Here is a 22,092-nt window from a genome sequence, read left to right on the forward strand (position 1 = left end):
GGTCGCCCGTTGCATCGTCCGCCGTCGGCATTCGACAGGGAGGCATCGGTGCGCTGGCGCAAGCCCGCGCGTGCCACGGCGCCGGCGTTCGACACGGTTCGAGGCTGAATCTTACCCGAGCGCGACGCGGGGCATCGGGCGCGGTCGTGGGGTCGCGCCCATATCGTTGGGGCGCTTCAATACGCTTCATGATACGTGGCTCTATCATGTGAAAAATACATGGACCGAAACAAGGAGGCGAGATGACGCTTGCGCAGTTGCAGGCCCTGGCGGCCGTGGTCGAACTCGGCTCGCTGACGGCCGCGGCCGAGCGGCTCAGTCGCAGTCAATCCGCGATCAGTCATGCGTTGACCGAACTGGAGGACATCACCGAGGTCAAGCTGCTGTTGCGCGACCGCCAGCCGGTCGTCCTGACTGCTGCCGGCGAACGCCTGTGGCCGTACGTGCAGAACGTGGTTCGCGAGGCACAGACGCTGCGCCAGCAGTTCGGCCTGTCGCGCGGCAAGCTCGAAGGGCGGCTGGTGGTCGCGTCGCTGCCGAGCGTTTCGCTCGCATTCGTCGTACCCGCGCTCGAGGCGTTGAAGGCGGCGCACAAGGGCGTGACGGCGGTACTGCTCGAAGGCACGGATGCGGAGGTCGAAGGATGGCTCGACGACGGCACCGCCGACGTCGGCGTGGTCGCCGGCACGAAGACCTTCGCGAACAATCTGCCGCTGCTCGACGAGGATTTCGTCGCGGTGGCGGCGGACGGCATGTTCGACGGCCGCAAGAGCGTGTCCGCGAAGCTGTTGTCCGCGATGCCGTTCGTTTTCTCGAAGGCGGGGTGCGGGCCGGTCATCGCAGATTACTTCGCGCGCAACGGTGCGTCGCTTCGCGCCGCATTCAACGTGGTCGAGATGCGGACCATCCTGTCGATGGCGGAGGCGGGAATGGGCGTGTCGATCGTCCCGCGCATCACGCTCACCTACACCCGGTTCGGCGGCCGGGTGCTGGAGCTGTCGCCCAGGCTGCGCCGTTCCGTGCGGCTGTCGTGGAACGCGACCGGCAATGCGGTCGCAGACGCATTCGTCAAGCTGGTGGACGCCCAGCGCGCGAAGGCGGGAAAGGCGATTCAGGTGCGAGCGAGAAAGGGAAAGTAACGCGTCGGCAGCGCGATGAGGGGATGAAGCGCGTTCATGGGCGACTTGCAGTTTATTCATGTCGATAGCCGTCGACATGCAATACATTGTGGGTCACTCGCCCTGACTTCACTGCCTCGAAGGAGACCGCCGTGCCGGCCTTGCCCACCCTGATTGCTTTCGGACTCGTGTCGCTCGGCATGGTCCTGACGCCCGGCCCGAACATGATCTACCTGATCTCCCGCTCGATCTGCCAGGGCCGCCGCGCGGGGCTGGTGTCGCTCGGCGGCGTCGCGCTGGGGTTCGTGTTCTACATGTTCTGCGCCGCATTCGGCCTTACCGCGCTGGTGCTGACCGTGCCATACGCGTATGACGTGCTGCGTTTCGCCGGCGCGCTGTACCTCGCATATCTCGCGTGGCAGGCGCTCAAGCCGGGCGGCCGCTCCGCGTTTCAGGTGCGGCAATTGCCGCACGACAGCGGCGCGCGACTCTTCACGATGGGCTTCGTCACCAACCTCGCGAACCCGAAGATCGCGGTGATGTATCTGTCGCTGCTGCCGCAATTCATTTCGCCGGGGCACGGCAGCGTGCTCGCGCAATCGCTGGCGCTGGGTTGCGTGCAGATCGCGGTCAGCGTCAGCGTCAACGCGCTGATCGCGAGCATGGCCGGCTCGATCGCGGGGTTCCTTGCCGGTCGGCCGGCCTGGGCACGGGGGCAGCGCTGGTTGATGGGGACCGTGCTGGCCGGACTGGCCGTGCGTATCGCGCTGGAATCGGGAAGCTAGCCGGTGAAACGGCTTGCGGAGGCAATCGGCGTACCGATGCGCATGCAACCTTCGGCGGACGAACGGGTGCAGCCGATCCGCGTGAAGCAGGCCGTCGCGCATTCGCCGTGCCGGTAAGTGGACGGTGCGCGTTGCGCACGATGTCCCGCACGAGCCGGCCCCGGCCGCCCGCCGCGCGATCGCGCGCCGCGGGCGGCCGCCGCGTCAGCGCTCGCCGCGCTTCTTGCTCAGCTCGATCGTCTCGAACAGCTCGTACTGCGCGGTCGGGTGCTGATCCGCGCCCGGCGCGTGGTAATAGCGCATCGTGATCGTCGTGTGGCCGCCCGGCTTGCCCGGATCGTGGTCGAACACGGCGATCCCGTAGCCCGTGCCCGTATCGCGGCGCGCGGACCAGATCGCATCCTCGAGCGCATCGGCCGGCTTGCGCACGAACGTGTTCGGCGCGGTGCCCGGCACCGGCCGGTTCGGTTTCGTGAAGACCTTGGCCTGCGCAAAGCCGGTCGCCGGGTTTTCGCCGTACACGTCGAGCGGCGCACTGGTGCCGCCGCCGCCGAGAATCAGGTGAATCGTGCCGTGGCTCGTGTCGAACGTCGTGCTGTTCGGGTCGGTCGACCCGACCGGACGCGGCTGCAGCGTCTCGACGACTTCGCCGGTCGAGGCATCGACGCCCGCGCGGTGATTGCAGCCGCGCACCGGGTAGCTGCGCTCGTAGTCGTGATCGTGACCGCACAGCACGAGGTCGACACCATAGCGGTCGAACAGCGGCAGCCATGCCTCGCGAATGCCCTTGTCGGAGCCGTTGCCCGTCTTCGACGAGCTTAGCGCGTCCTGGTGCATTTGCACGACGATCCAGTCGATGTCGTCATCGTGGGACGCGTGACGCAGCGTGTGCTCGAGCCAGCGCGTCTGCTCGCCGTTGCTGTAGCCGCGTACGTAGAACGACGTGCCCGGTTCGATCGGCGCGCGGCCGGTGCTCGCGGCCGGCACGAGCGGATTCGGGCCGCCGACGAATGCGGCCGCATCCTGGTACACGACGTCGTCGGCGTCGAGCGAGATGAACAGCACCGAGCTCACGCGGAAGCTGTACCAGCGGCCCGGAAAGCGCGTACCGTTCTCCGGGAGCATGTAGCGCGCGAGATACGAGTCGAGCCCCTGCGGGCCGTTGTTGAATTCGATCTCGTGATTGCCGGGGCATGGCATCCACGGGCGGTTCGCAGCGGACGTCTGGTTGTTGTTGCCGAAGTCGCGCCACACCTCCGGTTGATGCGCGGGGTTCAGGTTCGCGTAGCAGAGGTCGCCGTTCAGCAGGTGGAACAGCGGCTGGAACTGCTCGACGGCCTGCACCGCGAAGCGGCTTTGCGGCGACGACAGCACCCACGCGCCATTCGGCGTCGCGAGGTCGCCGTAGCTCGTGAAGCGGAACGGCGCGCGCCCGCGCGGCGCGGTCGTGAAGGTCGCGGCAAACGGCTGCGCGGCGTTGCTGTCGTTGTCGGCCGTCAGTTCATAGCGGTAGCGCGTGTTCGGCTTCAGGCCGTGCACCCGTGCGTGGTACGTGAACACGGTTTCGCCGTTCAGGCCGTCGGTGTAGATGCGCTGCACGCCGTGCACGGTGCGCGCCGGTTCGCCGTCGGCGACGATCCGCGCGCGCGGATTGACGGCCGGTGCGAGCGACGCCCAGGAGATCGCGACTTCCGAAGTTGGGTCGCTGCCCCATGTCAGGTGCACCTGCTCGGGCGTGCCGTCCGGATTCGACCCGGCGGCGCGGGCGGCCGCGAGCCCGCCCGCGGCGGTGGCGAGGCTGGAGACGCCGGCCAGTTTCAGGAAGCCGCGACGCGATACGGAAGCGGCCGGCTCGTTCGACTCGGCGGGGAGGTTTTCCTGGTTCGACATGATCGTATTTTCGTTGAATGACACGCGAGATGCGGAACTGCCCGGCCGTGCGCGAGCGCGTCGGGGGCGTGGGCCGGAAACGAGCGGGATCCCGGTGACACGCATTGTCGAAGTTCAGTTTTGCCGGGTTGTGACAGACGGTAATCGATGCGCGGGCCCGATGCGTCGACGGCGCGCGGCGTTGCCGTCACGGCGGAAATTTTTTTGCGTGTGTCGCGACGGATTTTTTCGCATGCGTCGTTTAACGAACGAACGGCCACTTCCGGCCGGGAAACGATGCTTCGGAGTCTTGCATGAAACTTTCCATTTCATTACGGTTTGCCGCGGGATGCGTGGCCGCGCTGGCGACGTCCGCCGCATTCGCGCAGGCCGTCATCGTCGCGCCGGTCGCACCGCCGCCGCCGCGCGTCGAAGTGATGCCGGCGCCGCGCGCGGGCTACGTATGGGATCAGGGCCACTGGCATTGGCGCCACGGCCGCTACGTGTGGATTCCAGGTCACTGGCAAGTGGTACGTGCCGGCTATCACTGGGTGCCGGGACACTGGGCCGCGCGCGGCCCGAACTGGCGCTGGGTGCCGGGCCACTGGGCGTGACGCGCAGGGCGCCGCGCGGCGTGCGGTGTCCGCGCGGCGGGACTTCCACACAATCTCATCGGTCGAGCCATGCCTTTTCGAACCATCGTGATCCTGACAGCCGCGGCCATCGTGCTGGCCGGCTGCGTCGTGGTGCCTGCGCGCCCGGTGTATTACCGGCCCGCGCCGGTCGTCGTATATTGATCGCGCCGGCCGGCGGGTGATCGACAGGATCGATATGCCGTTCGAACCGGATCTCGACGAAATCGACCGGGCCGATCCCGGGCGCGGCGCACCAAGTGTCGAAGAAGCGCCGGTCCGATGCATGCAAGGAGAGCACGACGATGAGTTTCAGCCGGACAACGGGCGCAACCGTCGGCAGCATGCGGCGTTCGCACCGCGCATCGCGGAGCGGCCTGCGTTGAGCGACGCCGATCCGGACGCGGAACTCGTCGCGCGGGTTGGCGCGCGCGACGCGTCGGCCGTGCGTGCGCTCGTCGCACGCAAACTGCCGCGCTTGCTCGCGCTCGCGACACGCATGCTCGGCGACCGGACCGAAGCCGAAGACGTTGCGCAGGAAACCTTCCTGCGGATCTGGAATCATGCGCCGCGCTGGCGGGATGGCGAAGCGCGCTTCGACACGTGGCTGCATCGCGTCGTGCTGAACCTGTGCTACGACCGCTTGCGCGGGCGGCGCGAGGAGCCGGTCGACGCATTGCCCGACATGCCCGACCCGCAACCCGAGCCGGCCGCGCACGCGGAGTTGCGCTCGCGCGACGCGCGCGTGCGCGAGGCGCTCGCCGCGTTGCCGCCAAGGCAGCGGGAAGCGCTCGTGCTCCAGTACTATCAGGACATGTCGAACGTTGAAGCGGCGAACCTGATGGGCATCACCGTCGATGCGCTGGAAAGCCTGCTCGCGCGCGCAAGGCGCAACCTGCGCGCGCAACTGGCCGGCGACCCACCTAGCGAGGACAAGCGATGACACCCGAAAGATTCCGTACCATCGTCGCCGCGTACGGCTCGGATGCGCGGCGCTGGCCGCAAGACGAACGCGCGGCGGCCGAAGCGTGGGCGCATGCGCATCCGCGCGACGCGCTGGAGGCGCTCGACGATGCCGCCGAGCTCGATGCCTGGCTCATGCAGGACACGGTCGCGCCGCCGGCGCCGGCGCTCGTCGAACGCATCGTCGCGTCGGCGCCGGTGCCACAACGTGCGCGGCGCCGGGGCAGGGTGTGGTGGTCGGGCGCGGCATTCGCGGGTGTCGGGCTGGCCGGCGCGTTGGCCGGCGCGGTGGCCGTGTCGATGCTGATGCTCGGCAGCGCGCCGATCGCGCAACACGAACCGGGCTACCTGACGACGACGTTCGGCGGCCCGAGCATCGACGGAGGCGACGAATGAGCGAACGCGGCTGGAAATTCGTGCTCGTCGGGTCGGTCGTGCTGAACGTGTTCATGCTCGGCGCGATTGGCGGCGGCGCGTATCAGTGGTTCTCGACGCATCGTGACCTACATGGAACGGGGATGCCCGGACAGCGCACGGCGTTGCGGTTCGCCGCGGACGGATTGTCCGATGCGCGTCAGCGGGCGTTCGCGGCGGCGCTGAAGGCGGCGCGCAAGGACGCTCGGGATTTCGCGCGGGAAGGGCGCGATGGGCGGATCACGGTGCTCGATCTGCTGGCCGCGCCGCAGCTCGATCGTCCGGCGATCGATGCGGCGCTCGATCGGACGCGAGCGGCCGATAGTGCGTTGCGAGGGCAAGTCGAGCGCAGTGTCGTCGATTTCGCGGCGACGCTCACGCCGGACGAGCGCGCGAAGTTCGTCGACGGGTTGCGGCGTAGCGGGAACTGGCGGTTGCCGGCGAGATTGCAGAAGCAGCAGGGGGCGGCGGGAAACGAGTAAGCCACACGTCGTCCAGTGACGGCACGGAATGACCGTTCACGCCGATACCCGTCCCGGGATTATGATGGCCCGATCGGCAGCACATTCCCGATGAACTCACCGCAATGCGTGGCGGCAATCTCGAGAGCCGCGGCAAGGACGAGCCATGGATCGAAGCGAAGACTTTATCGTGCGCACCATGTCGGCCAGTGAAGTGGCCATGTCGGTCGAATGGGCGGCCGCGGAAGGGTGGAACCCTGGCCGGCACGACGCGCGGTGTTTCAGGGAAGCGGACCCGGCCGGTTTCTTCGTCGGCATCTGGCGCGGCGAGCCGGCCGCTTGCCTCGCGGCGGTGGCTTATGACGAACACTTCGGCTTCATCGGTCTCTACATCGTGAAACCGGAGTTTCGCGGCAAAGGCCTCGGCATGCGCATCTGGCAGCACGGCATGCGTTACCTTGGAGAACGAAACATCGGCCTGGACGGTGTCGTTGCCCAGCAGGCGAATTACAGGAAGTCAGGGTTCCGGCTCGCGTATCGCAACATCCGCTATCAGGGGCGCGTGGGCGGCATCGGGTGCGCGCAGGTTGCGGCAGCGGCCGACGTACCGTTCGAGCAGTTGCTCGCCTACGATCGCCGGTGTTTTCCGGCGGCGCGCGAGCGTTTCGTCTCCGTCTGGATCGCGCAGCCGGATGCCGTGGCGCTCGCGACCATCGACGCGGGCCGTGTTGCCGGATACGGTGTCGTGCGCCGCTGCCACGCGGGCTGCAAGATCGGCCCGCTCTTTGCCGATGACGCCGATGTCGCGACGGGGCTGTTTCGTGCGCTGGCGTCGCGCATGCCCGGCGAGGTGATCGTGCTCGACGTGCCGGAAACGAACCCCGCAGCCGTCGCGCTGGCGGAAGGTCACGGTATGTCGAGCGTGTTCGAGACCGCGCGGATGTATACGAAGGAAGCGCCCGCGATTGCGATCGACCGCGTGTTCGGGGTGACGTCTTTCGAGCTCGGGTGATCGTCGCGAGCATGGCCGGCCCGGAACGGACGCCGGATTTGCACATGCGTCTGCCGACGTGACGCCGTCTCCTGGCTACTTCTCGAACCAGTTTTCGAACTCGGTGTGGTTCTGGTTGAACGCCTTGGCGTCGGACACCGTTTCCGCGCGCACGATGCCGTGGATGCCACGGGCACCGGCGCGGGCCGCCATCAATGCTCCTTTTTCCTACCGGCCGGTGGTTGCGATCGATCCGGCGATCGGGCAGCGCAAGCGACTGCTCGACGCCAGTTGAAAGCCGCGTGCAAGAAGCGGCAGATTCGACGTCTACGAGCCAAACCGGAAATATTTCGTCCATGCAGCGACGGATTTCCCGCCAGCCACCGTTAAACACGGGTACGCATCGCGAGAGCCCCCGTCATGGACCATCCGAACGACATCTCACCGGCCGCCATCGCGCTGAACCGTTTCGGCCTCGGCGCGCGGCCCGACGAAGCGCCGCCTGTCGATCCGAAGGCCGCGCTGGTCGCCCAGTTCGACCGTTACGACGCACGGCCGGCCGCATGGGCTGGCGAACCCGACGCGATCACGCTCGCCACGCGCTTCGCGACGGCCCGCAACGCGATGACGAGCGACGACGCGGCGGCCAGACGTGCAACCGAGCAGTCGATCCGCCGCGACGGCTACGACGCATATCGCAGCGCGGTCGCCGCACGACTGAACGGCGCGCTCGTCACGCCCGCGCCGTTCGTCGAGCGTCTGGTGCATTTCTGGGCGAACCATTTCGCGGTGTCGGTCGACAAGGGGCAGGTGGCCGCGTATGCGGGCGCATTCGAGCGCGATGCGATCCGCCCGCACGTGCTCGGCCGCTTCGAGGACATGCTCGTCGCCGTCGAGCAGCATCCCGCAATGCAACTGTTCCTCGACCAGGCGCGCTCGGTCGGCCCCGACAGCCCGGCCGCGCTGCGCGCCGAAGCCCGCAATCCGGCGGCGCGACGCGGCCTCAACGAGAACCTCGCGCGCGAAATCATGGAACTGCATACGCTCGGCGTGCGGACCGGCTACACACAAGCGGACGTGACGGAATTCGCGCGCGCGCTGACCGGCTGGAGCATCGCGGGCGGACGCGGGCCGCAGCCCGGCGGCGCGGCGCCGGGTGCGTTCGTGTTCCGTCCGAAGCTGCACGAACCGGGCGCACGCACGGTGATGGGACGCACCTACGACCAGCCGGGCGAAGCGCAGGCACGCGCGATCCTGGCCGACCTGGCACGTTCGCCCGCGGCGGGCCGGCATATCGCGTTCCAGCTCGCCCGCCATTTCGTCGCCGACAATCCGCCGCCTGCGCTCACCGACCGGCTCGCCCGCGCATTCGAGACGAGCGGCGGCGATTTGCCGACCGTCTATCGCGCGCTGGTCGATGCGCCAGACGCCTGGGCGCCGGTCAATCGCAAGTTCAAGACGCCGTGGGAGTGGGCCGTGTCGTCGCTGCGCGGGCTCGGCTGGCGCGACGCGGGCGACCTGAAGGTCGCGCCGCTGCTCGCGCAACTCGGCCAGCCGGTATGGCGGCCCGGATCGCCGGCCGGCTACGACGACGTCGCCGCGAGCTGGGCCGCGCCCGACGCGCTGGTGCGCCGCGTCGAGATCGCGCAGCGGCTGGCTGCACGCACGGGCGACCGGCTCGACCCGCGCACGCTCGGCAATACGCTGCTGGCCGGCTCGCTGAGCGCGTCGACCGCGACCGCGCTGTCACGTGCCGAAAGCGCGACCACGTCGCTTGCGCTGCTGCTCGTGTCGCCCGATTTCCAACGGAGATGAACATGACCCGATCCTTGACTCGTCGACATTTCCTGAGCGTCGCCGCGGCCGGTGCGGGCGCGATCCTCGTTGCGCCGCGCATCGTGTTCGCGAACGTCGAAACCGACCGGCGCTTCGTGTTCGTGATCCAGCGCGGCGCCGCCGACGGGCTGAACATCGTCGTCCCGTATGCGGAACCGGCGTATGCGTCGCTGCGCGGCCCGCTGGCGATCGACGCTGCGGCGGCGACACGCATCGACGGCATGTTCGCGCTTCATCCGTCGCTCGTGCGGACCGCGCAGATGTTTCGCGACAAGCAGGCGCTGTTCGTCCACGCGATTGCGTCGCCGTATCGCGACCGCTCGCATTTCGACGGCCAGAACGTGCTGGAGACGGGCGGGCGCGCGCCGTACCAGGTGAGGGACGGCTGGCTCAACCGGCTCGCCGCGATGTTGCCGGCGACGCGCGACCGCGCGATCGCGTTCGCGCCGACGGTGCCGCTCGCGTTGCGCGGCAGCGTGCAGGCCGCGTCGTATGCGGCGTCCGGTCTGCCGGCCGCGCCGGACGACCTGCTCGCGCGCGTATCGGCGCTTTACGAGGCCGACGCGCAGCTCGGGCCGCTGTGGCAGTCGGCGATGGCCGCGCGGGGCCTCGCCGGCGATGCGCATGCGCGCCAGGATCCGGCGGGCGTCGGCAAGCTTGCGGCGACGTTTCTCGCGCGCGACGACGGCCCGCGGATCGCGATGATCGAGACGGGCGGCTGGGACACGCACAGCGCGCAGAACGCGCGGCTCGCGAATCAGTTGAAGGCACTCGACACGATGCTCGCCGCATTGCGCGACGGACTCGGGCCGGTGTGGCGGCAGACCACGGTGCTCGTCGCGACCGAGTTCGGCCGCACGGCCGCCGCGAACGGCACGGGCGGCACTGATCACGGGCAGGCGTCGGTCGCGATGCTGGCGGGCGGGGCGGTCGCGGGCGGGCGCGTGATCGCCGAGTGGCCAGGCTTGCGGCCGGGCGACCTGTACGAAGGACGCGACCTGAAGCCGACCGCGTCGCTCGATGCGCTGATCGCGGGCGCGGCCGCCGAAAGCCTGCGGCTCGATCCCGGCCATACCGCGGCCACGTTGTTCGCGCAAAGCGGCGCGACGCGGCCGATGACGGGCCTCGTTCGCGGAACCGCGTGACGCGCGGCATGCGCGCGCTCGCATCCGCCAGCCGATTACATATGACACAACAGGGAGAATCGACGATGAAGATCCGATCCGTATCGCTTGCCGTGTTGGCGACGATGAGTGCCGTGCTGATGTCCGCGTGCGTGGTGGAGCCGGCGCGGCCGCCGCAGCCCGCGCCGGTCGTCGAGGTCGCGCCGCCGCCGCCGGCGCCCGGTTATCGCTGGGCGAAGGGCCATTACCGCTGGGCCGGCAATCACTGGGCGTGGGTGCCCGGACATTGGGTGGCCGTGTATTGAAGCGCGTGAACGGCGCGCCGCTCACCACCCGATGCGGTGCTTCTCCTCGGTTTCGCTGTGCCGCCAGTCGTCGTCCGCATGCAGATACTGGCTCGTCGTCGTCAGCGACACGTGCCCGAGGTTGTCGCGCACGAGCCGCAGATCGACGCGGCCATCGGCCATGTGCGAGCCGGCGCTGTGGCGCAGCCAGTGCGCGGATGCCTGTTCGAGCACGCGCGCCTGTTCTTCGCCAGCATTTCCTTGCGCACGCAACCGCTCGGCCGCGAACCGGAACACCTGCTTCACGATCCGGTGCAGCGCCGCGCGCGTGAGCGGCTTGCGCGTGCGACCGACGGGCAGCACGAGCGGCGTGGGTTCGCCGTCGGCCGGCAGCGCGGGCAGGCCATGCGCGCGCCGGTAGCGCGCGAGCTCGACCATCATCTCGGCGGTGGCCGGCACGAGCCGCTGCCGGCCGCCTTTGCCGGTCACGTCGAGCCACCAGCGGTCGCGCCCGTTCGCATCGCGCCGCGCAAAGAATTGTCCCATCGTGGTGTCGGCTGCTTCGGTGATGCGCAGCCCGCCGAGATACAGCAGCGTGAACACCCAGCGCGCGCGATCGGCATGGAAGGCGGCGCGCGCGTCGTCGCGCGGCATCGCGGCGATCCCATCCTTGACCGCCTGCCACAGCGGCGGCCCAAGATGGCGCGTGACGCGCGGCGCGGGCCGTCGTTGCCGCTGCCGGGACAGCGCGAGCGGATTGCCGGCCAGGTAGCCGGCCTGCACGAGCCACGAGAACATCACGTTCAGGATGACCATCGACTGCCGCTGGCTGGCCGCCGACAGCGGCCCGTAGAACGGCCGCCAGCGCGGGTCGCCGCGCGGATGCTTGCGGCCGCCGTTCGCGCACCACAGGTCGGCCGGCACGGGCGCGAGCAGGAACTGCCGGTAGCCGACGAGATCCTCGTGCGTGAGCGACGACAGCGGCTTGCCGCACGCGATGACGGCCCACAGCAGCAGGCGTTCGGCTTCCTTGCGGTAGTTCTGGAACGTGGTGGGCGTATCGACGAAGCGTGCGAGCCACGCGCGCACGGCGTCGAGATCATGCGTCGCGGCGATCTGAGGATGCGCGCTGGTCGAGCGGTTGGTGCCCGCCCGTCCGTCGAGCGCGGCCGGCACGGTCAGCGTATCGATCGGCTGCGGCCGCAGCGCGACGCCGGACGGAACGGGTGAGGTCATGCGAAGAGGTGGCGCGGCTCGCCGGTGAGCGGGCGCACGCGGCGCGACGAAGCGTACGAGGAAGCGCCGATGGTAATACACGATCGCCATGCGGTGAAGCCGCCGTGGATCGCGCGTGTCCGGCCGGTGACGAAGCGCGTGGCGGACGAGCACGGTCACGTCACCCCAGCGACAACACGCTGTTCAGCAACGTCCGCACGAGCGTCGCCTGCCGCGTGACGCCCGTCTTCGAAAAGATCGCGCGCAGGTGCGAGCGCGCGGTGTTCTTGCTGATGTCGAGCTCGTCGGCTGCCTCCTCGAGCGTCGACCCGTTGACGAGCGCGAGCGCCAGGGCGGTCTCGGCCGGCGTGAGGTCGAACAGCTTGCGCACGATGTCGTGCGACGCCTGCGACTTGCGTTCGGCATCGCGGATGAAGATGGCGCACGCCGGCCGGCGCGGATTGTCCTCCGACCATTCGCTGAGCGGGACCGTGCGGATCAGCACGCCGAGCGGCGGCTTGCCGGACGGGCGCGACACGGCGATCGCCTGCGCGACCGTCGGCGCGCCGCCCGCGCGCTCCGCGACCACCTGCCGGATCAGCTTCTGCAGCTTGCGGTCCTCCAGCGGGTACGAGGCCTCGAGCGCCCCGCCGCGCACGCGCAGGCCGTCGCATTCCGCGAAGATCTCGTCCGCGACGGAGTTGGTCTTCATGATCGTGCCGCGCTCGTCGAGGATCGCGGTCGCGACGAGCATGCGGTCGATCGTGCTCGCGTACAGCATGCGCTCCGATTCGACCATCCCGAACTTCGCATGCAGTCGCACCGCGCGCTTCAGGTGCGGCAGCAACGCGTTGCAGACGGCCTTGTCGGCCACCGAGAACGCGTGGCCGTGATGCGAGCGGCACACGCGGAACCGGCATTCGACCCCGTCGGGCGTGCGCAGGTCCGCCCCCATCAGGTAGCCGACGTCGAACGGTTCGAGAAACTCGCGATACATCGCGCTGCCGCGCCACACGCCGACGCCGGGCAACTCGTCGACGGTGACGACACGATCGCTCGGCAGGTTCACGAACGGATCGAGCGCGTAATAGTAGTTGTTGTACGACGCGACGCCCGGCAGCGGCGCGCCGTGCCCGGACGCATTGATCATCAGCCCCGCGTGACCGCCGGCGGGCCAGCGCAGGATCATCGTCACGTAGTTCGCGTCCAGATGCACGCGGATCCGTTCGAGGGCGCCGCCCCATGGCACGTCTTCCAGCGGGCCTTCGTAGATTGTCGCGAGCAGCGCGTCGAACTGCTCGAGCGTCAGGCTCGATCGGGCAAGGCTCGGGGGAAGGGCCGGGGGCGCCGTGGTCATCGGGGTTGTCTCCTGTTGCAGCGCCGGGTCGCGGTGCGCCGGGCGTGCAGGTGCGTGCACGGGCGTATCCGGACCGCCGACGGCGGCGCGCGGCGGCCTGCACCGGAATACGGTAGCGCGCCGGCGCACGCACGACATCCCACGAATGAGGGTGGCGGCATGCCGTTGTAAGCCATTCGTGAACTTTCCCGAAGCAGCGTTCGTCTAATCGGCCCGCCAACGCTTCCTGAGGAACACCCGATGATTCGCAAGACCAGAACGCTGCTCGGCGCGGCCGTGATCGCCGGCAGCATGCTGCTCGCCGGATGCCAGACTGGAGCGGCCGCGACGGACGCGCGCGCGGCTCGCCCGGCCGACGGCCGCCCCGTGACCAGGACCGTTTATGTCGCGCCGCAGGCGGCGCGCTGCACGGGCGTCGCGCCGATGGACTGCCTGCAGGTGCGCAGCAGCCCGGCGGAGCCGTGGAGCCTGTGGTATGCGGGTATCGAGGGTTTTGCGTACCAGCCGGGCTATCGATACGTGCTGGAAGTCGACGAATACCGCGTCGCGCAGCCGCCGGCCGACGGCTCGTCGATCCGCTGGGTGCTCAAGCGGGTCGTCGAGCGCCGCCAGGTGAACTGACGGCCGGTCGTGCCCGCCCGCGGCGGCGCTTACGCGGACTGCCGCGGCGCGACTGGCCTCGGCGGCGCGGCAGTATCGATGCGCCGGAACACGACGGACGACAGCAGTGTGACCGAGCCCATGCAGACGAACGACAGGATGAACCCGTTCGCCATCGAGCCCCAATGCGCGGCGAACAGGTTCACGAGTCCGCCGCCGATCGACACGCCGAGCCCCATCGCCAGCATCTGCATCATCGTAAACAGGCTGTTGCCGCTGCCGGCGTCGGCATGCGACAGGCCCTTCAGCGTCACGGCGTTCATCGCGGCGAACTGCATCGAGTTCGCGGCGCCGAACACGATCAGCAACGCAATCTCCAGCGCCGGCGCGGGCCGTGCCGAGACCAGCGCGAACCCCGCGATCGCGCAGCCGACGATCCCCGTGTTCACGACCAGGAACGTCGCATAGCCGAAGCGTGTCGCGAGCGGCGCGATCCAGCGCTTCGCGATCACGCCGGCGATCGCGGCCGGCAGCATCATCATCCCCGACTGGAGCGGCGTATAGCCGAGCTGCACCTGCATCAGCAGCGGCAGCATGAACGGCACGGCGCTCGTGCCGATCCGGCACAGCAGGTTGCCGAGCAGCCCTGAGCCGAAGTTCGGTTCGCGGAACAACCCGAGCCGGAACAGCGGCTGCGCGCGGCGCTGCGCATGGGGCAGGTACGCGAGCGCGCTCGCCATGCCCAGCACGGCGAGCCCGATCGCCCAGCCTGTGCGGTGCGCGGGCATTGGCGGATCGATCGCGAGCGACAGCGCGATCATCGCGACCGACAGCAGCACACAGCCGACGAAGTCGAACGGCGGCGGCTGCATCGCCTGATCGTGCGGCAGGAAGCGCTGCACCGCGATGAAGCCCACCACGCCGACCGGCACGTTGACGATGAACACCCAGTGCCAGGAAATCGCCTGCGTGAGCCAGCCGCCGAGCGTCGGCCCGACGATCGGGCCGAGTTGTCCGGCGATCGACACGAACGCGATCGCCGCGACGTACCGTTCGCCCGGCACGCGGCGCAACACCGCGAGCCGACCGATCGGCAGCAGCATCGAGCCGCCGATGCCCTGCACGGCGCGCGCGACGACGAGCTGGCCGAGCGTGTGCGACGCCGCGCAGCCGATCGACGCGAGAGAGAACACCAAAATGGCGAGCGAGAACACGCGGCGCGTGCCGAACCGGTCGGCGAGCCAGCCGGACGCCGGCGTGAGCATCGCCATCGTCAGCGTGTAGACGACCACGACCGGCTGCATCGCGAGCGGCGAAGCATGCAGGCTTTGCGCGATCGACGGCAGCGCGGTGTTGACGATCGTCGTGTCGAGCGACTGCATGAAGAACGCGGCGGCGACGATCCACAGCAGCGCGGAGTGTGAGGGTTCGCGGGACATGACGAAACGGGAAGTGCGGCGACCGGCGCGGTGGCGACGTGACGGGCGACGCGGCCCGGCAGGCTCGCGTCGGCGCACGGCCGGTCTACAAACGTCCGATGGTACCGATTCCGGTGGCCATCGGGAAGCCGCGTTATGGCACTGACCGTCATCGACATCGCCGATGAAGAGGCGGGACGCTCGATCGCGCCCGGTTCATTACCCGACACCGGACGTTCCCGCGGCATCCGGCCGGGTTTCCGCCGGCCGGATCGCGTGGCATGCGCGCCACACGTGGCCGCTCACGCGGCGCGTTTCTGCGAAATCACCAGCAGCGCGCCGTTCCTGTCCTCCAGCACCGCGCGGTATTCGTGCGGCCCCGCCTGCACCGGCACGCGCACCGACGCGCCTGCCTTCACGACCCGCGCCATTGCCGCGTAAAGGTCATCGTCCTCGTCCACGCGCAGCGTGAGCGCCGCGCGTTCGACGATCTGCTCGTCGCCGGCCACCAGCGCGATCGTCAGCGGGCCGCCGTCGAGTGCGCAATAGCGGTCGCCGTCGCGAAACTTCACGTTCAGGCCCAGCCCGTCGACGAACAGCGGCAAGGCCGTGTCGATGTCGTCGACCGGATACAGCAGCATCGATACCTTCATTCCCTCTCTCCCTCGTCTTGATGTGTACGGTCCGCGCCGGGCCGTCATTCGATGCTAGCGCGCGGTGCCGGCCGCGACGCAGTCTGTTCGGATGACGGTGAAACCCCTCTGTCCCCGCATGCATGCCGTTACTCCAAACAGACGATGCCCGTGCGGGCCCCCGCGCCGACACTCCCATCCGTGGACCGTCGCTATTCGTCCGTATCGTGCGGGCGGGCCGCACGACCCCGACTCGTCCAACATACATGGAGACGCACGCAATGAAGTTTTCCCTCATCTACGAAGCCCAGACCACCGACGCATCGCGCGAGGGCGACCACCGGGTATTCAAGGAGACGGTCGAACAGGCGCTGCTCGCCGAGCAGGTCGGCTTCGACACGATCTGGTGCGTGGAGCACACGTCGCTGACCAACTATGCGCACATGAGCGCGCCGGAAACCTTCCTTGCGTACCTGGCCGGCCGCACGACGCGCATCGGCCTCGGCCACGGCGTCGTGTGCCTGCCGCCGGCGATGAACCATCCGATCAAGGTCGCCGAGCGCGTCGCGCTGCTCGACATCCTGTCGGGCGGCCGCGTGCACTTCGGCGTCGGCAAGGGCGGCAGCCAGCAGGAAGCCGGTGCGTTCGGCTACGACCTCAACGAACTGCAGCCGATGATCGACGAGTCGATGTACCTGGTGCCGAAGATGTTCGTGCAGGACGAGATCGAGCACGACGGCACGTACATCAAGATCCCGAAGCGCCCGATCCACCCGAAGCCGTTCCAGGATCCGCACCCGCCGATGTACCTCGCGTGCACGAATACCGACGCGCTGCTGCGTGCCGGCCAGCGCGGGATGGGCGCGCTGGTGCTCGGTTTCGGCGGCCCCGACGAAGTCGCGAAGAAGAACGCGGTGTACCGCGAAGCGTGGGCGAACCGCAAGCCGGAAGACCAGGTCGGCTTCCGCCCGACCCAGCACCTCGCGGCGCTGTGCCCGACGGTCGTGATGGCCGATGGCCAGGCCGCCCGCAAGATCGGCATCCGCGGCCAGCGTTACTTCATGGAGTCGCTCGCGTACTGGTACACGGGCGGCGAGCGTCCGGACCCGGCGAAGTGGGGCGACGACCTCGTGCAGGCCGACACCGGGGAGATGGTGATCCGCTCGCGCTTCGCGTCGGAGGAAGTCGTCGTGAACTTCGCCGACCCGGCGCTCGCGATGATGAACCCGAACCACGCATACGGCACGGTGGACGACTGCATCGGCTACGTCGGCCGCCTGCAGGAAGCCGGCGTCGACGAAGTGCTGTTCCTGTGCCAGATGGGCACGGTGCCGCACGAAGCGCAGATGGAGACGATCCGCAACATCGGCGAGCACGTGATCCCGTTCTTCAACAAGGAGAAGGAGCGCGCCTGCGCGTAAGGCGGGGCGGGCCGCGCCCGTCGTCCCTTCGGACGATGCGGCGCGGCCGCGCGAGCCCGACCATCGTCGGCAGGAGCCCTGGCTCGCGGCGCCGGCCGCGACGAACCACTTAGAGAGAGACCGGGATGAGCGCCGCCGTGCGCGCCCCGTATCACAGGAGACATTCGTGCACCGCGACAACGATTCGAACGCACTGGCCACCACGCTGATCGCCCGGGCCGAGGCCCTGGCGCCGACGCTGGCCGGCCGCGCCGCGCAGGCGGAAGCGCAGGGCCGCATCCCGGCCGAGACGATCGCCGACATGCAGGCCGCCGGCTTCTTCAAGGTGCTGCAGCCGAAGCGCTACGGCGGCTACGAGCTCGATCCGCAAGCCTTCTTCGACATCCAGATGGCGCTCGCGCGCGGCTGCATGTCGACGGCATGGGTATACGGCGTCGTGGGCGTGCACAACTGGCAGCTCGCGCTGTTCGACGAACGCGCGCAGCAGGACGTGTGGGGCAAGGATCCCGCGACGCTGATCGCGTCGACCTACATGCCGGTCGGCCGCGTGACGCCGGTCGAAGGCGGCTTCCGACTCTCCGGCCACTGGAAATTCTCGAGCGGCAGCGAACTGTGCGAATGGGTGTTCCTCGGCGCGCTGGTGCCGCCGGCCGAAGCCGGCCAGCCGCCGGAATACCGCACGTTCCTGCTGCCGAAATCCGACTACCGGATCCAGCAGGACTGGGACGTGCTCGGCCTGCGCGCGACCGGCAGCCACGACATCGTCGTCGACGACGCATTCGTGCCCGCTTACCGCACGCACAAGGCGCTCGACGGGATGATGGGCACGAGCCCGGGCCTGGCCGTCAACGACGCGCCGTTGTTCAAGCTGCCGTTCGCGCAGATCTTCGTGCGCGCGGTGTGCACGTCGTGCATCGGCGCGCTGCAGGGCGCGCTCGACGATTTCACCGGCTATGCGGCCACGCGCGTGTCGGCCAACAGCGGCGCGAAGACGACCGACGATCCGGGTGCGCAGAACGCGTGCGCGAACGCGGCCGTCGCGATCGACGAGATGAAGGTGCTGCTCAAGCGCAATTTCGCAGAACTGATGGCGTCGGTGACGGGCGGCCCGGCCGTGTCGATCGAGCGCCGCGTGCATTTCCGCTACCAGTCCGCGCAGGTCGCCGAGCGCTGCGCGCAGGCCGCGAACGCGCTGCTGCGCTATGCGGGCGGCAACGGCATCTACCACCGCAATCCGCTGGTGCGCCGCTTCCTCGACCTGCATGCGGCCCGCGCGCACTACGCGAACAACGTGGACCGCTTCGGCCAGAACCTCGGCGCCGTGATGCTCGGCCGCGAGAACACGGACTACTTCATCTGACGAGGTCGCGATGAACGACACGCAAGCCCAGCAATACGTGTTCGACGTCGTGGTCGTCGGCTCCGGCGCGGGCGCGCTGCTCGCGGCATGCCGCGCGGCCGACCGCGGGCTGTCCGCCGTCGTGATCGAGAAGACGGCGCTGTACGGCGGCACGTCGGCGATCTCCGGCGGCGGCATCTGGATCCCGTGCAACCACCACATCGCGGAACTCGGCGTGACCGATACGCGCGAGGCCGCGCGCCGCTATCTCGATGCGTGCACGGCCGGCGGGTCGTCGAGCGAGCGGCTCGACGCGTATCTCGACCAGGCGCCCGAGATGTTGCGTTACCTCGAAACCAAGACGCCGGTGCGCTACCAGGCGCTGCCGAAGTACGCGGACTATTTCCAGAGGCTGCCGGGCGCGATGCCGGGCTATCGCGCGCTCGATCCGCTGCCGTTCGACGGCGCGCTGCTCGGCGACGAACTCGACCGGCTGCGTCCGCCTGCACCCGGCACGCTGATCGGTGGCCGCGTGGCCGTGACGTCGAAGGAGGCGCACACGCTGTTCTCGCGCGGGCCGGGCTTCATGAAGCTCGCGATCACGCAATTCGGCCGGTACTGGCTCGATTTCGGCGTGCGCCGCCGCACGCGGCGCGACCGGCGCCTGACACTGGGCAATGCATTGATCGGCGGGCTGCGTCGCGCGCTGCTCGACCGCAATGTGCCCGTGTGGCTCGACACGCCGATGCGCGACCTGCTCGAGGTCGACGGCCGCGTGACGGGCGTGCGCGTGCAGCGCTTCGGGCAGCCGGTGACGATCGTCGCGCGGCGCGGCGTGATCCTCGGCGCGGGCGGTTTCGAGCGCAACCAGCCGATGCGCGAACGCTACCTGCCGCAACCGACGCAGATGCAATGGAGCGCGACGCCGCCGGCCAACACCGGCGACGCGATCGCTGAAGGCCATCGGCTCGGCGGCGCACTCGCGCTGATGGAACACGTATGGGGCGCGCCGACGGTCGGCGTCGCGGGCGAGGAGAAGCAGCGTGCGCTGTTCGTCGAACGCAACCTGCCGGGCTGCGTGATCGTCAACGGCCTCGGCAAGCGCTTCGTCAACGAGGCCGCGCCGTATTCCGAATTCGTGCCGGCGATGTATCGCGACCATGCGCGCACCGGCGCGTGCGTGCCGGCGTGGATGGTGTTCGACGCGCGCTTTCGCCGCAAGTATCCGTGCGGTCCGATCATGCCGGCACCGATGATGCCCGATTCGCGCATTCCGGACGCGTTTCGCGACGTGCTCGTGAAGGCCGACACGATCGATGCGCTCGCCGGGCGGATCGGCGTCGATGCGGCCGGGCTGAGCGACACGCTGCGCGACATGGCGCGTTACGCGGCAACCGGTATCGACGAAGCGTTCGGCAAGGGCGACAACCTGTTCGACACGTACTACGGCGATCCGAGAAACCAGCCGAATCCGTGTCTCGGCCCGGTCGACGAGGCGCCGTTCTATGCGGTGCGGATCGACGCGGGCGACATCGGCACGAAGGGCGGGCTCGTCACCGACGAGCACGCGCGCGTGCTGCGCGCCGACGGCGCGCCGGTCGACGGCCTGTACGCGATCGGCAACACCAGTGCATCGGTAATGGGCGCGAGCTACCCCGGCGCGGGCTCGACGCTCGGTCCGGCGATGACCTTCGGGTTCATCGCCGCCGACCACCTGGCCGCGCAGGCGGCCGACGCCGGCGGACGGTCAGACCGGCCGTCCACGACTGAACTTGACGGAGTCCAATGATGAGCGATCTCACTACCCATCCGCTGCGCACCGACATGCTGCTGGCGATGCGCCGCCTCGCGCGCTCCGTCACGGTCATCAGCAGTGCGCACGACGGCCGGCGCTACTCGATGTCCGCGACGGCGGTCGATTCGCTGTCGACCGATCCGCCGTCGCTGCTGATCTGCATCAACCGCAATGCGTCGCTGTATCCGCCGCTCGACGCGGGCGCGCCGTTCTGCGTGAACGTGCTGTCGGCACGCCACGAAGGCATCGCGATCGACTGCAGCGGCCGCCTGAAGGGCGAGGCGCGCTTCACGACGGGCGAGTGGCGCACGTCGCCGCTCGGCGTCCCGTATCTGCACGATTCGCAGGCGAGCCTCGTGTGCGAGCAGGACGGCCGTTTCGAATACGGCACGCATACGGTGTTCATCGGGCGAATCCGCGAAGTGCTGATGAGTGGCGACGTCGATCCGCTCGTCTATCTCGACGGCGCGTATACGACGCCCGGCGCGCCCGCGAACCGCGCGGCCGCGTGACGGCCGCGCGCCTGACCGCATCGGAAAGAGACGACTCATGACACGCAGACTGAACCGCAATATCGCGAACGGTGCGGACACAACGATCATGCGAGCGCTTGTGCTGTTGATCGGTGCTGCGGCAACGCAGGTGCTCAATGCGTTCGCATGTATCGCACCGGCGCTCGCGTTGAACCCGGCACGGGTCCGCACGAGCGAAACCGGCCGGCATGCCGCCGGTGCGGCATGAGGAGCCGGCGATGAGCGATTCCCGTTTTCACCGGCTGACCGTTGCCGACGTCATTGCCGAAAGCGACGACGCATGCTCGTTCGTGTTCGACGTGCCCGCCGCGTTGCGCGATGCGTTCGCATACCGGTCCGGCCAGTTCCTGACGCTGCACGTGCCGTGTGCCGACGCGACCGTCGCGCGCTGCTATTCGCTGTCGAGCGCGCCGGGTATCGATGCGGCACCGAAGATCACCGTCAAGCGCGTGCGCGACGGTCGCGCGTCGAACTGGCTGTGCGACCACATCCGTGCGGGTGATGCGCTCGACGTGCTGCCGCCGGCCGGCGTCTTCACGCCGCGCACGCTCGACGGCGACCTGCTGCTGTTCGCGGGTGGCAGCGGCATCACGCCGGTGCTGTCGATCCTGAAATCGGCGCTCGTGCACGGCCGCGGGATGCTGACGCTGATCTATGCGAACCGCGACGAGCGCTCGGTGATCTTCCGCGACGAACTGCAGCAGCTCGCGCACCGCCACCCGGGGCGCCTGCGCGTGATCCACTGGCTCGACAGCGTGCAGGGCGTGCCGCAGCAGCGGCATCTCGAGGAACTCGCGCGGCCGTTCAGCCAGCAGGAAACGTTCATCTGCGGGCCGGCGATGTTCATGGAGAATGCGCTCGCCGCGATGCTCGGCCTCGGGCTGCCGCGTGCGCGCGTGCATGTCGAGCGCTTCGCGTCGCTGCCCGATGCGTCGGCGCAGGCCGATCCGGTGGCATCGTCCGCAACGACCGCTGCGGCTGACTCCGGCGATGGCGCGGCGATCGAGACCGTGCTCGACGGCGAGGCGTTCGCGTTCGACAGCGCGCCCGGCGAAACACTGCTTGACGCAATGCTGCGCGCCGGGCTGCCCGCGCCGAATTCCTGCCGGATGGGGCAGTGCGGCGCATGCATGTGCCGGGTCGAACGCGGGGCAGTGGCGCTTGACGGCAACCACGTGCTCGACGACGACGAGATCGCGGCCGGCTGGACGCTCGCCTGCCGCGCGCGGCCCGCGAGCGACGCGCTGCGCGTGGTGTTCCCCGATTGAGCCGTGGCGCGCCGGCGGCGCGCGCGGCAACCCTGTT

The 22,092-nt window shown here is 69.2% G+C and carries 22 protein-coding genes; 17 read left to right on the forward strand and 5 right to left on the reverse strand.

What is annotated here, in order from left to right:
• Positions 1–242 precede the first annotated feature (242 nt).
• Positions 243–1,139 carry a LysR family transcriptional regulator gene (locus BTE28158_RS10990; protein ID WP_124622883.1) on the forward strand — a complete coding sequence of 299 codons (897 nt, stop codon included), beginning with the start codon at positions 243–245 and terminating at the stop codon, positions 1,137–1,139.
• Positions 1,140–1,270: 131 nt separating this feature from the next.
• Complete coding sequence (locus BTE28158_RS10995; RefSeq protein ID WP_151047282.1) at positions 1,271–1,903, forward strand: LysE family translocator; 633 nt, start codon at positions 1,271–1,273, stop codon at positions 1,901–1,903.
• Between the two features lie 204 nt (positions 1,904–2,107).
• Here the strand turns inward: BTE28158_RS10995 and BTE28158_RS11000 are convergent, their stop codons facing one another.
• On the reverse strand, positions 2,108–3,793 hold the full coding sequence (locus BTE28158_RS11000) for a purple acid phosphatase family protein (protein WP_151047280.1): 1,686 nt from the start codon (positions 3,791–3,793) through the stop codon (positions 2,108–2,110).
• 293 nt (positions 3,794–4,086) lie between these two features.
• On the opposite strand from BTE28158_RS11000, the gene BTE28158_RS11005 reads away from it, so the two are divergent.
• From BTE28158_RS11005 to BTE28158_RS11040, 8 genes are all read left to right on the forward strand, one after another.
• Positions 4,087–4,386, forward strand: a complete 300-nt coding sequence (locus BTE28158_RS11005; RefSeq protein WP_059600563.1) for a YXWGXW repeat-containing protein — start codon at positions 4,087–4,089, stop codon at positions 4,384–4,386.
• Positions 4,387–4,603: 217 nt separating this feature from the next.
• Entirely contained in the window at positions 4,604–5,347 is a 744-nt protein-coding gene (locus BTE28158_RS11010; protein WP_151047278.1) for an RNA polymerase sigma factor, read from the forward strand.
• Positions 5,344–5,763 (forward strand): hypothetical protein, encoded by a 420-nt coding sequence (locus tag BTE28158_RS11015; RefSeq protein ID WP_124903908.1) that lies wholly within the window; start codon positions 5,344–5,346, stop codon positions 5,761–5,763. The genes BTE28158_RS11010 and BTE28158_RS11015 overlap by 4 nt, the downstream gene beginning before the upstream one ends.
• Complete coding sequence (locus tag BTE28158_RS11020) at positions 5,760–6,263, forward strand: periplasmic heavy metal sensor (protein WP_151047276.1); 504 nt, start codon at positions 5,760–5,762, stop codon at positions 6,261–6,263. Before BTE28158_RS11015 ends, BTE28158_RS11020 begins: the two co-directional genes overlap by 4 nt.
• A gap of 145 nt (positions 6,264–6,408) precedes the next feature.
• A complete protein-coding gene (locus BTE28158_RS11025; RefSeq protein ID WP_151047274.1) occupies positions 6,409–7,254 on the forward strand; it encodes a GNAT family N-acetyltransferase in 846 nt (281 codons plus the stop codon).
• Between the two features lie 399 nt (positions 7,255–7,653).
• Complete coding sequence (locus tag BTE28158_RS11030; protein ID WP_151047272.1) at positions 7,654–9,048, forward strand: DUF1800 domain-containing protein; 1,395 nt, start codon at positions 7,654–7,656, stop codon at positions 9,046–9,048.
• Between the two features lie 2 nt (positions 9,049–9,050).
• Positions 9,051–10,214: a DUF1501 domain-containing protein gene (locus tag BTE28158_RS11035; RefSeq protein ID WP_151047269.1), complete on the forward strand. Its 1,164-nt coding sequence runs from the start codon at positions 9,051–9,053 to the stop codon at positions 10,212–10,214.
• A 65-nt stretch (positions 10,215–10,279) separates the two neighbouring features.
• Positions 10,280–10,498, forward strand: coding sequence for a YXWGXW repeat-containing protein (locus BTE28158_RS11040; protein WP_124903918.1), 219 nt, complete (start codon positions 10,280–10,282; stop codon positions 10,496–10,498).
• A gap of 21 nt (positions 10,499–10,519) precedes the next feature.
• Here BTE28158_RS11040 and BTE28158_RS11045 read toward each other — a convergent pair whose 3' ends face one another.
• The gene (locus tag BTE28158_RS11045; RefSeq protein ID WP_151047267.1) at positions 10,520–11,713 is read right to left on the reverse strand and encodes a tyrosine-type recombinase/integrase; all 1,194 of its coding nucleotides are present in this window, start codon (positions 11,711–11,713) and stop codon (positions 10,520–10,522) included.
• Positions 11,714–11,873: 160 nt separating this feature from the next.
• Positions 11,874–13,049, reverse strand: a complete 1,176-nt coding sequence (locus BTE28158_RS11050) for a helix-turn-helix transcriptional regulator (protein WP_151047265.1) — start codon at positions 13,047–13,049, stop codon at positions 11,874–11,876.
• Between the two features lie 240 nt (positions 13,050–13,289).
• On the opposite strand from BTE28158_RS11050, the gene BTE28158_RS11055 reads away from it, so the two are divergent.
• The gene (locus BTE28158_RS11055; protein WP_059600554.1) at positions 13,290–13,670 is read left to right on the forward strand and encodes a DUF4377 domain-containing protein; all 381 of its coding nucleotides are present in this window, start codon (positions 13,290–13,292) and stop codon (positions 13,668–13,670) included.
• 29 nt (positions 13,671–13,699) lie between these two features.
• Here the strand turns inward: BTE28158_RS11055 and BTE28158_RS11060 are convergent, their stop codons facing one another.
• Together BTE28158_RS11060 and BTE28158_RS11065 are read right to left on the reverse strand one after the other, a co-directional pair.
• Positions 13,700–15,088, reverse strand: coding sequence for a DHA2 family efflux MFS transporter permease subunit (locus BTE28158_RS11060; RefSeq protein WP_151047263.1), 1,389 nt, complete (start codon positions 15,086–15,088; stop codon positions 13,700–13,702).
• 281 nt (positions 15,089–15,369) lie between these two features.
• Positions 15,370–15,720 (reverse strand): VOC family protein, encoded by a 351-nt coding sequence (locus tag BTE28158_RS11065; RefSeq protein ID WP_057925050.1) that lies wholly within the window; start codon positions 15,718–15,720, stop codon positions 15,370–15,372.
• 260 nt (positions 15,721–15,980) lie between these two features.
• Here BTE28158_RS11065 and BTE28158_RS11070 point away from each other — a divergent pair, with 260 nt between their 5' ends.
• The 6 genes from BTE28158_RS11070 to BTE28158_RS11095 all read left to right on the forward strand — a co-directional run bounded on the left by BTE28158_RS11070 (position 15,981) and on the right by BTE28158_RS11095 (position 22,055).
• Complete coding sequence (locus BTE28158_RS11070) at positions 15,981–17,120, forward strand: LLM class flavin-dependent oxidoreductase (RefSeq protein ID WP_059600601.1); 1,140 nt, start codon at positions 15,981–15,983, stop codon at positions 17,118–17,120.
• A 166-nt stretch (positions 17,121–17,286) separates the two neighbouring features.
• On the forward strand, positions 17,287–18,480 hold the full coding sequence (locus tag BTE28158_RS11075; protein ID WP_059600552.1) for an acyl-CoA dehydrogenase family protein: 1,194 nt from the start codon (positions 17,287–17,289) through the stop codon (positions 18,478–18,480).
• A 10-nt stretch (positions 18,481–18,490) separates the two neighbouring features.
• The gene (locus tag BTE28158_RS11080) at positions 18,491–20,248 is read left to right on the forward strand and encodes an FAD-binding protein (protein WP_151047261.1); all 1,758 of its coding nucleotides are present in this window, start codon (positions 18,491–18,493) and stop codon (positions 20,246–20,248) included.
• Positions 20,248–20,766 carry a flavin reductase family protein gene (locus tag BTE28158_RS11085; RefSeq protein WP_059451250.1) on the forward strand — a complete coding sequence of 173 codons (519 nt, stop codon included), beginning with the start codon at positions 20,248–20,250 and terminating at the stop codon, positions 20,764–20,766. The genes BTE28158_RS11080 and BTE28158_RS11085 overlap by 1 nt, the downstream gene beginning before the upstream one ends.
• Positions 20,767–20,803: 37 nt before the next feature.
• Positions 20,804–20,995 (forward strand): hypothetical protein, encoded by a 192-nt coding sequence (locus BTE28158_RS11090; RefSeq protein WP_151047259.1) that lies wholly within the window; start codon positions 20,804–20,806, stop codon positions 20,993–20,995.
• 10 nt (positions 20,996–21,005) lie between these two features.
• A complete protein-coding gene (locus BTE28158_RS11095) occupies positions 21,006–22,055 on the forward strand; it encodes a ferredoxin--NADP reductase (RefSeq protein ID WP_151047257.1) in 1,050 nt (349 codons plus the stop codon).
• Positions 22,056–22,092 lie beyond the last annotated feature (37 nt).

Origin of the sequence: Burkholderia diffusa, from assembly GCF_902499115.1 — a bacterium.
Taxonomy (GTDB): Bacteria; Pseudomonadota; Gammaproteobacteria; order Burkholderiales; family Burkholderiaceae; genus Burkholderia; species Burkholderia diffusa.

Coding starts and splice junctions, on each gene's coding strand:
- BTE28158_RS11035 (WP_151047269.1), top strand. CDS start 9,051: ATGACCCGATCCTTGACTCGTCGACATTTCCTGAGCGTCGCCGCGGCC.
- BTE28158_RS11025 (WP_151047274.1), top strand. CDS start 6,409: ATGGATCGAAGCGAAGACTTTATCGTGCGCACCATGTCGGCCAGTGAA.
- BTE28158_RS11015 (WP_124903908.1), top strand. CDS start 5,344: ATGACACCCGAAAGATTCCGTACCATCGTCGCCGCGTACGGCTCGGAT.
- BTE28158_RS10990 (WP_124622883.1), top strand. CDS start 243: ATGACGCTTGCGCAGTTGCAGGCCCTGGCGGCCGTGGTCGAACTCGGC.
- BTE28158_RS11090 (WP_151047259.1), top strand. CDS start 20,804: ATGACACGCAGACTGAACCGCAATATCGCGAACGGTGCGGACACAACG.
- BTE28158_RS11085 (WP_059451250.1), top strand. CDS start 20,248: ATGAGCGATCTCACTACCCATCCGCTGCGCACCGACATGCTGCTGGCG.
- BTE28158_RS11010 (WP_151047278.1), top strand. CDS start 4,604: ATGCCGTTCGAACCGGATCTCGACGAAATCGACCGGGCCGATCCCGGG.
- BTE28158_RS11080 (WP_151047261.1), top strand. CDS start 18,491: ATGAACGACACGCAAGCCCAGCAATACGTGTTCGACGTCGTGGTCGTC.
- BTE28158_RS11060 (WP_151047263.1), bottom strand. CDS start 15,088: ATGTCCCGCGAACCCTCACACTCCGCGCTGCTGTGGATCGTCGCCGCC.
- BTE28158_RS11040 (WP_124903918.1), top strand. CDS start 10,280: ATGAAGATCCGATCCGTATCGCTTGCCGTGTTGGCGACGATGAGTGCC.
- BTE28158_RS11005 (WP_059600563.1), top strand. CDS start 4,087: ATGAAACTTTCCATTTCATTACGGTTTGCCGCGGGATGCGTGGCCGCG.
- BTE28158_RS11020 (WP_151047276.1), top strand. CDS start 5,760: ATGAGCGAACGCGGCTGGAAATTCGTGCTCGTCGGGTCGGTCGTGCTG.
- BTE28158_RS11050 (WP_151047265.1), bottom strand. CDS start 13,049: ATGACCACGGCGCCCCCGGCCCTTCCCCCGAGCCTTGCCCGATCGAGC.
- BTE28158_RS11000 (WP_151047280.1), bottom strand. CDS start 3,793: ATGTCGAACCAGGAAAACCTCCCCGCCGAGTCGAACGAGCCGGCCGCT.
- BTE28158_RS11065 (WP_057925050.1), bottom strand. CDS start 15,720: ATGAAGGTATCGATGCTGCTGTATCCGGTCGACGACATCGACACGGCC.
- BTE28158_RS11095 (WP_151047257.1), top strand. CDS start 21,006: ATGAGCGATTCCCGTTTTCACCGGCTGACCGTTGCCGACGTCATTGCC.
- BTE28158_RS11030 (WP_151047272.1), top strand. CDS start 7,654: ATGGACCATCCGAACGACATCTCACCGGCCGCCATCGCGCTGAACCGT.
- BTE28158_RS11045 (WP_151047267.1), bottom strand. CDS start 11,713: ATGACCTCACCCGTTCCGTCCGGCGTCGCGCTGCGGCCGCAGCCGATC.
- BTE28158_RS11055 (WP_059600554.1), top strand. CDS start 13,290: ATGATTCGCAAGACCAGAACGCTGCTCGGCGCGGCCGTGATCGCCGGC.
- BTE28158_RS11070 (WP_059600601.1), top strand. CDS start 15,981: ATGAAGTTTTCCCTCATCTACGAAGCCCAGACCACCGACGCATCGCGC.